The sequence below is a fragment of the Actinoallomurus vinaceus genome (genome assembly GCF_039542055.1).
GTDB classification, from domain to species: Bacteria; Actinomycetota; Actinomycetes; order Streptosporangiales; family Streptosporangiaceae; genus Actinoallomurus; species Actinoallomurus vinaceus.
Genome location: NZ_BAABHK010000034.1, coordinates 1 through 13,021 on the forward strand (window position 1 = coordinate 1; position 13,021 = coordinate 13,021).

General features: G+C 70.3%; 9 protein-coding genes. 4 read left to right on the top strand and 5 right to left on the bottom strand.

Going from position 1 to position 13,021, the window contains the following annotated elements; all coding sequences use genetic code 11:
* The first annotated feature begins 4 nt into the window (after positions 1 to 4).
* Entirely contained in the window at positions 5 to 127 is a 123-nt protein-coding gene (locus tag ABEA24_RS53970) for a UTRA domain-containing protein (protein ID WP_425551343.1), read from the top strand.
* A 76-nt stretch (positions 128 to 203) separates the two neighbouring features.
* Here the strand turns inward: ABEA24_RS53970 and ABEA24_RS52555 are convergent, their stop codons facing one another.
* The gene (locus ABEA24_RS52555) at positions 204 to 1,421 is read right to left on the bottom strand and encodes an MFS transporter (RefSeq protein WP_345444363.1); all 1,218 of its coding nucleotides are present in this window, start codon (positions 1,419 to 1,421) and stop codon (positions 204 to 206) included.
* 339 nt (positions 1,422 to 1,760) lie between these two features.
* Between ABEA24_RS52555 and ABEA24_RS52560 the strand changes: the two genes are divergently transcribed.
* Positions 1,761 to 3,188 carry an FAD/NAD(P)-binding protein gene (locus ABEA24_RS52560; protein ID WP_345444517.1) on the top strand — a complete coding sequence of 476 codons (1,428 nt, stop codon included), beginning with the start codon at positions 1,761 to 1,763 and terminating at the stop codon, positions 3,186 to 3,188.
* A gap of 178 nt (positions 3,189 to 3,366) precedes the next feature.
* On the opposite strand, the gene ABEA24_RS52565 is transcribed toward ABEA24_RS52560, so the two are convergent.
* Positions 3,367 to 3,921 carry a cupin domain-containing protein gene (locus ABEA24_RS52565; RefSeq protein WP_345444366.1) on the bottom strand — a complete coding sequence of 185 codons (555 nt, stop codon included), beginning with the start codon at positions 3,919 to 3,921 and terminating at the stop codon, positions 3,367 to 3,369.
* A 108-nt stretch (positions 3,922 to 4,029) separates the two neighbouring features.
* Positions 4,030 to 4,797: an MBL fold metallo-hydrolase gene (locus tag ABEA24_RS52570; RefSeq protein WP_345444369.1), complete on the bottom strand. Its 768-nt coding sequence runs from the start codon at positions 4,795 to 4,797 to the stop codon at positions 4,030 to 4,032.
* Between the two features lie 65 nt (positions 4,798 to 4,862).
* On the opposite strand from ABEA24_RS52570, the gene ABEA24_RS52575 reads away from it, so the two are divergent.
* Both ABEA24_RS52575 and ABEA24_RS52580 read left to right on the top strand, forming a co-directional pair.
* A complete protein-coding gene (locus ABEA24_RS52575; RefSeq protein WP_345444372.1) occupies positions 4,863 to 5,516 on the top strand; it encodes a TetR/AcrR family transcriptional regulator in 654 nt (217 codons plus the stop codon).
* A 27-nt stretch (positions 5,517 to 5,543) separates the two neighbouring features.
* Positions 5,544 to 6,173, top strand: coding sequence for an SRPBCC family protein (locus ABEA24_RS52580; protein WP_345444376.1), 630 nt, complete (start codon positions 5,544 to 5,546; stop codon positions 6,171 to 6,173).
* A 108-nt stretch (positions 6,174 to 6,281) separates the two neighbouring features.
* Here the strand turns inward: ABEA24_RS52580 and ABEA24_RS52585 are convergent, their stop codons facing one another.
* Together ABEA24_RS52585 and ABEA24_RS52590 are read right to left on the bottom strand one after the other, a co-directional pair.
* Positions 6,282 to 11,759, bottom strand: coding sequence for an ATP-binding protein (locus ABEA24_RS52585; protein WP_345444379.1), 5,478 nt, complete (start codon positions 11,757 to 11,759; stop codon positions 6,282 to 6,284).
* 327 nt (positions 11,760 to 12,086) lie between these two features.
* Positions 12,087 to 13,016 carry a SpoIID/LytB domain-containing protein gene (locus tag ABEA24_RS52590; RefSeq protein ID WP_345444382.1) on the bottom strand — a complete coding sequence of 310 codons (930 nt, stop codon included), beginning with the start codon at positions 13,014 to 13,016 and terminating at the stop codon, positions 12,087 to 12,089.
* Positions 13,017 to 13,021: the final 5 nt, after the last annotated feature.

The window sequence follows — 13,021 nt, forward strand, 5'->3', positions numbered from 1 at the left end:
GATCATGCACATCGAACGCACCACCCAGGACGACACCGGACGCACCATCGAGTACGCCCAGTCCGCCTACCGCGGCGACCGCTACCGCATCACCACAAAACTCCACTTCGACCACACGTCCGGATAGGTCACGCGCGGCGAAGGAGCCGTCGTTAGCACCGCCTCCCGGCGGTCCCGGGCGACCTGACGCTATTCGCCTATGCTCAACCGCCGCGCCCGTGACCGGTACCGCTCCCCTTCGGGGCGGTGGAAGGCCATCGTCCCGAGAGGAGGGTCACGGCGAGGTAGGTGCCGACCAGCAGCGCCAGGGCGGTCCGCAAGGTGGTGGCGTCGGCGATGCCGCCGATGAGGGCGGGGCTGAGGATGAAAGCGCTGTAGCCGGCCGCGGTGGTCGTCGCCACCGCCTGACCGGAACGGCCAGGGGCACTGCGTCCGGCGAGCGACAGCGCGGTCGGGACGATCGGGGCGACGGCCAGGCCCGTGAGCAGCAGGCCTGCGATCGCCGAGGCGGCCCTCGGCGCGCCAACGGCGCAGGCGATACCCACGGAGGCGAGGAGTCCGGCACCGAGCAGCACCCGGCGTTCTCCCCACCGCCGCAGCAGGCGGGCGGCGATGAGCCGGCCGAGGAGCGACGCCAGGTGAAAGCCGCCGATGCCCATTCCGGTGAGCACAATGGAGGAGGAGGGAGCCTGGCGCAGGTAGATCGCCAGGAAGCTGTCCAGCGCACCGTCTCCGAAGAAGGTCACCGTCACCACGGCGATGGCGAGCCTGGCCGCCGGGATACGCCATACGCCTTGCGTCCGGTGACCAGGACTCTCGCCGCGCCCGGCTTCCCCCCATGGCGGCAAGGACGCCTGGCACACTGTCAGGCCTGCTGCGGCGAGAACACCCGCGAGGACGAGGTAGACGACGCGAAACCCAACGCCGATCGAAAGCAGCGATGCGCTGAGGGCGGCGCCCAGGAGCGCCCCGAGACTGAACCCGGCGTGCAGCCCGGTCATGGCGTGGCAGTCGTAGGTCCGCTCGTAGTCGGCGCCGACCGTGTTGGCGCCGAGATCGATGAAGCTCACCATCAGGCCGTACACGACGAACACCGCGACCAGGGTGTCGGATGAAGCGACCCACCCGAGCAGCACGAAGGCCGCTGCGGTTCCGGTGAGTCCGGTGATGATAATCGGGCGGCGCCCGAACCGGTCGGCCAGACGTCCGCCGCCGAACAGGGTGATGACCCCGGCGGTCGCGGCGGCGGTCACCGCCATGCCCAGGGTGCCGGGCTTCAGATCCAGCGCGGACGCCAGCTCGGACAGCTGAACGGCCCAGACCCCGACATGGAACCCCAGGACCAGGAAGAGGCCGGCGGCCAGAAGGTAATGGCGTCGCCGCGTGGACAGGCGGTAACGCGAGACAGGATGGAACGACAAGGATGACTCCAGCAGGGAGGCGGGACAGATACCGCGTCCAGGCAGCACAAAGCGGCCGGTGATACACCGGCCGCGCTGTCGTCAAGAAGAGCGGACGCGCGGGCTCACCGCGCGCGGGTTGTCTCCCCCTCGCCCAGCTCTCCCTCTTGGTGCCGAGTCACGAGCCGCACTTTAGTCGGCTGATCCGCCGGCGCAAACGGTTATCGCGCCGCTCACCCGGCGGGGCCGTATCCGGCAACTTCCGCGCCGGCGAGTAGCCGATTAAATCAATCGGGATTATCGACTACCCTCGCAAGGGTGAGTGACTCTTCGGCTCGCCGTGACGATGCGCCGGTGGTCGTGATCGTCGGGGGCGGTGCGAGCGGCACCTTGACCGCGGTGCATCTGTCTCGCGGCGCGCAGGCGCGTGCGAGATCGTTGCAGGTCGTGCTGGTCGATCGGGATGGGCGTCACGGGTGGGGGCAGGCGTACGCGACGACCGATCCTCATCACCTTCTCAATGCCTGTGCCGCGAAGATGAGCGCCGTGGCCGATGACCCGGACCACCTGCTGCGCTGGACGCACGGACAGGGCCTGAACCTCGCCGGTTCCGACTTCCTTCCGCGCCGCACGTACGGGCGTTATCTGCGCGAACTCCTCGACGACTGCGCGCGCCAGATGCCGTACGGCGGGCGTATTTCGCAGCTCACGGGCACCGTGACCGCGCTCACCACGGCGGCGCCGGGACGGCCACTGCGACTCCGGCTGTCGAACGGGGACAGGATCGACGCGGACGCCGTGGTGCTGGCCACCGGCAATCGTCCGCCTGCGCCGTGGTCTCAGATCGAGGCCGGTCCTCGTTATGTCGCGGATCCATGGGGTCCTGGTGCGCTGACCAAGATCTGTGACGGCAGCCCCGTCCTGGTGGTCGGCACCGGTTTGACGATGGTGGATCTGGCGACCACGGCGACCCGGGCGGACAAGGACACGGTCGTGTACGCGATCTCCCGGCACGGCCTGCTACCGCGCCGGCACCGATGTCCTCCCTCTCCTGCGGCCGAGATGTCCCTGCCCGGCGGTGAGGTCCGCCTCGCCGAGCTGATGGGGATGGTTCGCGCCGCGATCAAGAGCAACGGTGGTGACTGGCAAGGGGTCATCGACGGTCTACGTCCTCACGTCCCTGACCTGTGGGCGCGGCTCAGCATCGATGACCGGCGACGTTTTCTGACCTCGGTGGCCAGGTACTGGGAGGTTCACCGGCATCGGATTCCTCCGGCCACAGCCGCCCGGATCGCGAGCCTTCAGGCCACCGGCCGTCTCAAGGTGCTGCGCGGCCGTCTCGTCACCGCGACGGCGGGCCGTGATGAGATGAGGGTTCGCTTCGACAGCGACGGCGTCAGCCGCGAACTCCGTGTCGGCTGGCTGGTCAACGGCACCGGTCCGGCTGCCGAAGTCACCGGCGATCCCTTCTTGCGCAGCCTCATCGACTCGGGTCTGGCCCGGCCGGACCCGCTGCGGCTCGGCCTGGACGCCGAAGAGGCCGGGGCGGTCCTGGACGCCACAGGACGACCGCATGACCGCATCTTCGCACTCGGGCCGATGCTGCGCGGCGTACGGTATGAGACGACGGCGATTCCCGAGATCCGCGCCCAGGCCGCCGCACTCGTCCCCCGGCTCCTCGAGACGATCGCTTCTGGGAACTCCTCGTCCCACGGCGCCCCGTCCGGCCCGGCCGGCGACGCGATCGCGAACCCGGGGCGCCCCATCCTGCGGTCGGGTTGGCGGTGACGCCCAGGACGTGCACGCGGCGTGTGGGGCGCTCGACGACGGCGAAGCAGTAGGGCCGCTCGTTCTCCGCGGCCAGGCGCAACACGAGTGCGCTGATCGCCGGCGCAATGCCGCGTCCTCAGAAGGTGCTCGGGCCGACGGCCCCTCGGCCCGAGCACCGTTGCGGTGCTGTCCTCGCTCAGGCCTCGTCGGCGGGCGCGTTGAAGTCCGCTTCCTCTGGCAGCACCTCCATGTCGATGTCCTTCCGTCCGAGGAGCGGCGCCAGCGCCAGGCCGCGCTCCGGCGGCCAGAACTCGGGCTTCCCGCCGGGGACGGGGTCGTCCCCGGCCTCCAGCCACAGCCCCTCGCCTCCGCCGGGAGTGAAGAAGGACACCATGTACGCCTCTTCGTCGGTGATGTTCCGGAACCGGTGCCGCGTGCCCCTCGGCACGAAGACGAAGTCACCGGCGTCCGCCACGAAGGTCTGATCGCCGTTCAGGAATTCCAGCGAACCCGAGATGACGTAGAAGGATTCATCGGCACTCTTGTGCACATGCGCTACCGGGCCGTGGCCCGGAGGCACCCAGCAGACCGTGAAGCCCAATGCGCCGTTGGTGGACTCGGCCGTCGCCATGGTCGTGTAGACGTCGCCGGACATCCACTTGACCACGCCCTTCTCGGCGGGGACGTGCATGACGCGCGGACGGTAGTAGTCCGGCGTCTCCACGTCGCTGTTCGGCGGTGTAGAACTCATGTCGTTTCCTTAGAAGGTGATGGATATTTGCGCCAGGCGGGTCGCCGCCTGGAGATCTGGTGTACGGCGGTCACGCTCGCGCTCTTCAACGTCGCCTCTGCGTGGAGGTCAGTGCACGCCGAGGTGCCGTGCCTGCTGGGTGGCGGTTCGGATGCCGTCGGTGAAGGGTGCGCCGTGGCCGGGCAGCAGCAGGTCGGCCGTCAGTTCGTCGAGGCGGTCGAGGGCGGTGAGCGCGGCCCGGCTGTCGTGGGTGAAGCAGCGGCTCACGATCGTGGGTCCGGTGTGGCCTGACAGTCCGTCCTCGGTGACGAGGGCGTCGCCGGTGAAGAGCAGCCCGCGGTCGGCGAAGAAGTACGCGGCGCTGCCGGGTGTGTGGCCGGGCAGCACGACGGCCTGCGGGGCGCCGGGGACATCTTTCAGCACCTGGTCGGCGCCGAAGACCCGCGCGTCCTGGACGGCGGGAGCGGTGAAGGCTCCCGCGCGGGCCAGCTGGAGGACGAGGGCGAGCGAGGAGGGCCTGCGCAGCAGGTAGGGGAGCATCGAACGCTCGGGCTTGGCGTGGCGGGTCGCGCTCCGCGGGCCGTCGTGCAGGATGGCGGCGTCCCGCTCGTGGATCCAGATGACGGCGCCGGCCTCCTGGAGCGTGTGGGCCAGACCGGTGTGGTCGGGGTGTCCATGGGTCAGGAGCACGGCACGGACGTCGGCCACGGAGCTGCCGAGGCCGGCCAGCAGCCCGCGCAACTGCTCCAGATGGGCGGGCACCCCCGCGTCGATCAGGATGAGACCGTCGGGGCCCTCGATCAGGTAGAAGTTGACGCCGTGATCGCCGAGGCGGTGGACGCCGGGTGCCACCTGCGTGGGCGCGGGACGGGACATACGAACCTCCTGCCACCGAGCAGAATTCGATACAGTCGACTGTAGCAAATTTGGAGGGTGTGCCGATGTCAGATGAGACGCCACGCCGGCCGTACAACTCCGAGCGCCGGCGCGAGGCCGCGCGCCGCAACCGCGCCGCGGTGCTGACGGCATGCCGCGAGCTGCTCTTCCGGGACGGCTACCACGCCACGACCGTGCGTGCCGTGGCCGAGCGGGCCGGTGTCTCCGCCGAAACGGTGTACAAGACGTTCGGCGGCAAACCGGGCATGGTCAAGGCCCTGTGGGACATCACGCTGGCCGGAGACGACGAACCGGTGCCCATGGCGGATCGCCCCCAGACGCGAGAGATCCTGCGGACGAGGGAGCCGGACGCCAAGCTCCGGCTCTACGCCGCGTACGTGCGCGGAATCCATGAACGGATCGCCCCGCTGTTCACACTGCTGACCCAGGCCGGGCCGGACGTCGGGGAGGTCCTGGAGATCGGTGAGCGGGAGCGGCTCACCGCCGTCACCGCGTTCGTCACACACCTCGACGAGGCCGGTGCGCTGGATCCGGAAGCGGATCCGGCCCACCTGGCGGACGCCCTCTGGGCCCTGGCCGGCCCACAGTTGTACACCCAGCTCACCGCGGGACGGGGCTGGGCAACCGACACGTACGAGGAATGGCTGGCCGCCACGCTCACCGCCACCCTCTTGCCCTCTTCGGCCCGGAAGCGATAGGCGCCCACCGCACCCGCCGCGGCGGGCTTGAGCTCCACCCTGCTCGCGATCCCGCTGACCGCCGGACTCCTCGGCGCCATCGCCGCCGCACCGGCTCATGCCGACACCGTCGGCCAAGGCGCGACGTCCAGCCACGTCACTCCCCCGGAGTCGCTGACCTGCCTTGGCCAGGGCATCGATCCCACTGCCCGGCTCCACCACCGGACCGAGACGTTCATCAAGGCGCGCCTGAGCACCGCCTGGAAGCTGCACACCGACGTGACCGGGTGGCCCTCCTGGCAGACGGCCGTCACCAGCATGAAACGGCTGGACCCGGGAGCGCTGCGGAAGGGTTCGCAGTTCCAGTGGACCACTCCGGCCCCCGCCACACCCACGACCCCCGCCACCACCCTGGTCATCACCTCCACCGTCCAGCAGATCAAGCACAACCAGTGCATCCGCTGGACCGGACCCGCGATCGGCAACGGACTACGCATCGACCGGGGCGTCCACGTGTGGAACTTCATCAAGGTCAAAGGCGGTGTCCTCGTCCGCACCGAGGAAAGCTGGACCGGCGACCAGATCGAGACCGACCCGGCCACCGCCATCACTTACCTCGCACCAGGCCTCGACGCCTGGCTGGCCGACCTCAAAGCCGCCGCCGAAGCCCGCTCCTAGGGCCGGCGTTCGAGCCCTCCCCTGGCATCAGCCACGCCGACCGCCGGCGAACGAACAGGTCGGCCCCGTGCCCGCAGGGATGGTCGCGGGGCGACCGGCGCGACGCGATCAGGCCATTCCGCGCTCGATGGCCTCGATGATCCGCGGCCTCAGCTCGGCGCTGCTGATGATCGCGTCTACCGAGCCGACCTCGACGGCGCGCTGGATGCTGTGCACCCGGTCGAACTCGGCGGCAACCTCGCCGAGCTTCTCCGCCCGAACGGCGGACTGCACCTCGGCGAGCCGGACGCTCAGTGCCGCCCGCTCGACGCCGCCGGCCGCCGAGACCTGCGTCTGCAGCTCGGTCACCCGCGGGTCGGTCGCGGTGCGGTTGTTCACCTCACCGGAGAACACCACGGCGGCCGCCGGGGCACCGCCGAGCACCGAGGCGAACGAGCCCTCCAGCGCCAGCACGGTCATGTTCGGATTGAGAGCCTTGGAGAACACCACGAACGCGCCGCCGTGGTAGCGGGAGATCACACAGAACACGATCGGCCCATCGAAGTTGACGATCGCCCGGCCGATCTCCGCGCCGTACTCGAGCTGGAGCTTGCGCATCGACTCCGGTGAGCCGTCGAACCCGGACAGGTTCGCCAGCACGACGAGCGGCCGGTTGCCGGACGCCGCGTTGATCGCCCGCGCGGTCTTCTTCGACGACCGTGGGAACAGCGTGCCCGCGGTGTAGGTGTCCGGGCCGTCGGCGGGTGGGAAGCCGCGCCGCGGCACCGACCGCGACTCGATGCCGATCAGGCAGACCGGCCAACCGCCGATGTGCACGTCCTGCACCGCCGAGGTGTCGGCGTCGGCCATGCCTGCCCAGCGCTCCAGCACCGGATGATCCTGGTCGGACAGGGCGCGCATCACCGTGCGGATGTCGAACGGCTTCTTACGGTCGCGGTTGTGCTCGGCGGAGAAGATCTGGCCGACGGTGGTGAAGTCGCTGCCGACGATCGCGTGCGGAAACGCGGAGACGTCGCGGTCGACCGGGTCGGTGGTGCGGGCTCGCCGCGGCACCGTCTCGCCGGGCAGGACGTAGGTGTGGTCGTAGTGCGCCATCAGCACGTCGCGGGCGGCCGGCAGGTTGGGCGCCCAGTACTGCGCCTGGCCGTTCGGCCCCATCACGCGGTCGTAGCCGCCGATGCCGAAGTTGTCCTCGGCCGACACGCTGCCGGAGAAGTCCAGCGACTGCTTGCCGGTGAGCACCATCGCCGAGTCCGGCGTCATCACCAGGATGCCCTTGGTGTGCATGAGCATCGTCGCTTCGGCGTTCCAGTACGGCTGAGCGCCGACGGTGATCCCGGCGACCACGATGTTGATCTCGCCGCCGTCCTGGGTGAACGTGACGATCCGCTTGAGCGCGGCCGCGACCCAGTCCATGTTCTCGGTGCCCGAGGTCATCGAGATCCGCGCGCCTGCCGACAGCGCGAACCACTCCAATGGGACCCGCATCCGCTCGGCGAGGTCGAGTGCGGCGATCACCCGCGAGCACTCCGGTTCCGACAGCGCGCCCAGCGCCTTCGTCGGGTCGCCGAGCAGGACCACGCGGGTGACGCCTTCGGGGTGCCGCTCGGTCGGCGTCGTGACGACGCCCGCCACGATCGCGGCGGAGTTCTTTCCCTTCGGCCGGTCCACCGGTACGAGCGCGCCGTGGTCGTCGAGGTCGTGTTCGACGAAGCCGCCCTTGGGTCCGGCGAGCAGGCCGGTCAGTTCGTACGGGTAGACGTTCCCGCGCCGGGCGGCACGCAGCACCTTCTGGCGGTAGTCGTCCAGCGGCTGCACCGGCTCCGTCGACGGCTCGCCGACGTACAGGCTCGCGCCGTGGCCCGGGTCAAGGGTGATCCGCACGGCGACCTCGGCCAGTTCGCCGGCGGCGGTGCGCTGGCGGGCCACGAACTGGACCTCCTCCAGACCCGCGCCCGCCGAGGTCGGCAGGACGCGCTGGACCAGGGCGTTCAGCTCGTCGGTGGACAGCTCGGTCGACGGCCAGACGTACATCATGATCCGGTTGGTGTCGAACCGCTTGTTCTGGGGTCGCTGCGCTTGGATGTTACGGATCGCGTCCAGGCCCGCAGCGATCGCGTCCTCCACCGCGGGCAGCGCGACCAGCCTGCCGTCGGCCTCGCGCAGCGGCGTCAGGTCGCGGACCTGGCCCATCGCGATGAGCCGCTCGTCGGCCGGGTTGCTGCGCGCCACAGCCTTGAACAGGTAGATCTCCTCGTCGGCGGACGGCAGCCGCGTGAGGTCGAACTCGCGTAGCCGCTGCAGCTGCAGGCGCCGTGCCATCTGCGGGTGCAGGCCGCGGATCAGCCGGTCCTCGGCGAATCCCGCGCCGTCGGGCCGGAAGGTGAAGTGGTGGTGCATCACCGCACCGCTGGTGCCGGCGACGGTGGTGGTGATCCGGCGGACGCCCGCGGGCCGCGGGTGCTCGGCGATGAGCTGCCCGAGCCGCGCCGCCATCGCGTCGGCGTCCGGCTGGTCCTCCCACGCGACGTACAGATCGGCGACCAGCCCGTGCTCACGGACGTCGGCGGCGAACATGCCGACGGCGCTGACGGCGTCGGGCAGGGCGGCGATGTCGACGGCGGTGGTGACCACGCGTGTCACGCCACCTGAGCCGGTGTGCTCGGCGGTGACGAACCGGCAGCCCGCGGCCTCCCGCGCGGTGACCTCGGACAGTCCGCGGTTGCCGTAGTAGCGGCGGGTCAGCACCTCCAGGAGCGGCGCGTGATCCCGTCCGGGCCGGCCGAACCGCTGGCCGATCAGCCGGACGAGCGGCTCGGAGCTGGCCACCATGGCCTGGATCCGCTCGGCGCGGTCCGGCGCGTCCGGGTCGCGGTCCAGGTAGCGCAGGTCGTCGCGCACCGCGGCGTAGACCTTGGCGCGGTTGCGGCGTAGCAGTGGCTGGGTGAACCAGCGGAACACCACACCGCGGGCCAGGTCGGACACCATGGGGAAGCGCACCTGCGTGGCCTCGACCAGGTGCTCGAGGGTGAGCCCGGCGCGCTCGCCGAGCGGCTCGAGCGGCGGCGCGCCGGCCAGCCACTGGCGCAGCAGCTCCGACACGATCGCGACGCCGGCGCTCATCCGCTGCTGGGCCAGGAAGATCCGGAAGACCGCGCCCTCCAGCTCGGGCGTACGGTCGAGGTCGGCGACGCCGTAGTGGGCGAGGACCTTGGTGAGCTTGGCCTGGAAGCCCTCGGTGACACCGGCGCGCTCGACGTCGAGGCTCTGCAGGTAGCTGTGGAAGAACTCGCGCGGACTGTGCACCGGGCTGCCCGGCTCGACGTCGAGCTCGCCGCCCGGCTTGTTGCGGCTCAGCTCGGACAGGTCGGCGAACACGGTGAGCAGGTCCAGCTCCCCCTCGATCGCCCTCCCGCCCGGCTCGGCACGCGCGGCCAGGTAGGCCGACAGCACCCGCTCGCGGTCGTACGGGTCGGTGTCGAAGCCGAGCAGCAGGCCGCGCAGGTCCTGCAGGCCGCGTTCGACGCGCTCGGCCGCGGATACCGCGGGCTCCGCAGGCAGCTCGATCTCGACGGTCTCGGCGGCCGGCTTCGCGTCCTGAACGCCGTCATCGGCCAGTGGCTCCAGCCGCATCAGCGGCGTGCCGGTCTCGACCTGGGTGCCCACCGACACCGGGCACTCACGGACGCGGGCGCGGAACGGCGCACGCAGCACCGTCTCCATCTTCATGCTCTCGAGCACCAGGATCGGCGCGCCGGACTCGACCTCGTCACCGACCGACGACGGCGTCGCGACCACCAGCGCGGGCGCCGGGGAACGGACGACGCCGCCCTCGTCGAGGCTGATCCGGTGCGTGACGCCGTCGACCTCGATCAGGTGGATCGGCCCGTGTGTGGCCGACACCAGCCGGAACCGGCGGCCGTTGACCACGATATGGCCGCTGTACTCATCGAACCGCTCGACCTCGACGTCAACGAGGTGCGCGTCACCGCCGCCGGAGACGCCGACGCGGAACCGCCTCTGCCCGACCCGGGCCACGCTCACCCGGTAGCCGACGCCGCGGAGTTTGAGGTCCAGCGGACGGCCGCTCTCGTGCTGCACCTGCGGGCGCCCGCCGTGCGCGGTGGACAGCAACCGCTTCCGGCTGACCTCCTCCTCGTCCTGGTATGCCTCGACCGCGGCGGCGGCCAGGGCGATCGCGGAGTGCCGGTGGCCGACCAGGCGGCCCTCGGCGCGAACGCGGTCGATCCAGCCGGTGTCGGCGCTCGCATCGATCACCTCGGGCTGGTCGAGCAGGTCGAGCACGAAGCTCTTGTTGGTCGCGCCGCCCTCGATGATCACTATGGTCTCGGCCATCGCGCGGCGCAGCCGGCCCAGTGCCTGCTCGCGGTCACGGCCGTAGGCGATGATCTTCGCGATCATCGAGTCGAAGTCGGCCGGGATGCTGTCGCCCTCGCTGACGCCGGTGTCCACGCGGATGCCGGGGCCGGCGGGCAGCACCAGACGCACGATGCGGCCCGGGGCGGGCGCGAAGTCGCGGTCCGGGTCCTCGGCGTTGAGCCGGGCCTCGATGGCGTGGCCGGCCTCGCCCGGCTGGGTGCCTTCCAGCTTCCCGCCGTTCGCCACGTGCAACTGCAGCCGGACCAGGTCGGTGCCGGTGGTGATCTCAGTGATCGGGTGCTCGACCTGCAGCCGAGTGTTCACCTCAAGGAAGGCGAAGAGCTTCTCGCCGGGGTGGTAGAGGAACTCAACGGTGCAGGCGCCGCGGTAATCGACGGCCACGGCGAGCCGCTCGGCCGAAGCCTTCAGCTCGGCGGTCTGCTCCGGCTCCAGGACCGGGGATGCCGACTCCTCGATGATCTTCTGATTGCGCCGCTGCACCGAGCAGTCCCGGACGCCCAGCGCCCACGCGGTGCCCTGCCCGTCGGCGATGACCTGGACCTCGACGTGGCGGGCGCCGGTGACCAAGCGTTCCAGGAAGACCACGCCGGAGCCGAACGCGCGCAGCGCCTCCTGGCTGGTGCGCTCGTAGGCGTCGGTCAGATCCTCCTTCGAGGCGACCATGCGGATGCCTCGCCCGCCTCCGCCCGCGGTCGCCTTGAGCATCAGCGGGTAACCGATCTCGTCGCCGGCGCGCAGCGCGTCCTCGAGAGTCGCGACCTCGCCGCGGCTCCACGGCGCGACCGGAACACCGACCTCCTCCGCGATCAGCTTCGCGCCGATCTTGTCGCCGAGCCTGCGCATCGCGTCCGCGCTCGGCCCGACGAAGGTGATACCGAGCTTCTCGCACAACTCGGCGAACGCCGGGTCCTCGGCGACGAACCCCCAGCCGACCCACGCGGCGTCGGCCCCGGTCTCCACCAGCGCCTGCTCCAGGACGGCGTGGTCGAGGTACGGGCGGGCCGAGGCGGGGCCCAGCGAGTAGGCGACGTCCGCTTCACGGACGAAGGTCGCGTTGCGGTCTGCGTCGGTGTAGAGGGCGACCGTCTCGATCCGCGTCCCGGTTTCCGCCGAAAGATCCCGGGCAGCGTGAATGAGCCGCATCGCAGCCTCTCCACGATTGACGATCGCGACACGACTGAACACCGACCGAGCCTCCCAAGTACCCGAACGCAGAAGGCGACGCCCGGATCTCGAACGTCGCCTGAACCTATCCATACCCTGCTCGATTACCGCCGGGTACACCAATGCCCCGCATAGCGAATTCCGGACCCCCGGGGTTGTGGGGACCCTACAAAAGGCGGCCAGGGACACATCGCCCTGCCGCAGCTTCACGCCAGGACCACCACAAAGCACAACCGCGCACGCCGGGGTCGGTCGAACAACGGCCCAGCGGGAGGCCCTCACGCCGCCCGGTCAGGCGGCGCGAGGGCCTCGTCGATGCCGGTCTCCGCGTGTCCGTCGGATCGACCGTCAGGACAGAGCGATGTCCCTGTAGTAGTGGTGCAGGATCGTCTGGTAGCCGTCGCCCGCGTTCGCGAGGTCACGCGAGCCGTACTGCGACATCCAGTCCCCGTCCACCCAGGCCCCGCAGGCGGTCGTCGTCGAGCAGAAGTGCGCCAGGAGGATCCTGTCGCTCCGGGTCATCCGGGTCGACCAGGTGCTGTCGACGGCGGAGGAGGTCGACGACACGGCCGACGACGGTTTGTACACCTGGTCGGCCGTGTCGTCCCGGACGTCGTAACACTGCCCGCCCGAGGTCTTCCGGGTCGAGTGCAGCGCCCAGTACCAGCCGTAGCTCTTGACCGCGACGGCTCCGGCCTCCAGCGAGGCGTTCGGCCAACTGGTCACCCACTCGTTCGGGAGGACGTTCTTGACGTACGTTTTGAAGTCGACCCGGTCCACTCGCCCCAGCTGGACCCGGTACACGAGGATGGACGTCGGCAGCTTGGTGTCGCTGCCGTCGGTCTTGCATCCCGTCGGCTGCGACGTCAGCAGCTCGTGCGAGGCGTTGTTGTTCTTCAGTGTGGCGTTGAGGTTGCCCTTCGCGCCGGGCGCGAAGTCCTGGCTCGCGCCGGCGAAGTTGCTGTTGAAGTAGACCCGCACCGTCTTGTTCGCGCGGTTCCACACCGACGCCGCGTTGTTCTTCACGCACACGCCCTTGCCGGCGCCGGCGCCCTTGAAGTCGTAGCAGGTCGGCTGTGTCGTGCCGTAGTCGTCCAGCGAGTCCGTGAAGTCGGAGACCGAGCCGGCCTCGTTGCTGTTGTAGTAGTAGCAGAACTCGCCACTGTCACAGTTCCCGTCGCGGCCGGCCGCGAATGCCGGTCCGGCCGGCACTGTGACTCCCGCGAAGACCGACACGACCGCGGCCAGAACGCCGACCGCCTTTACGCGAATGCTCATCTCTG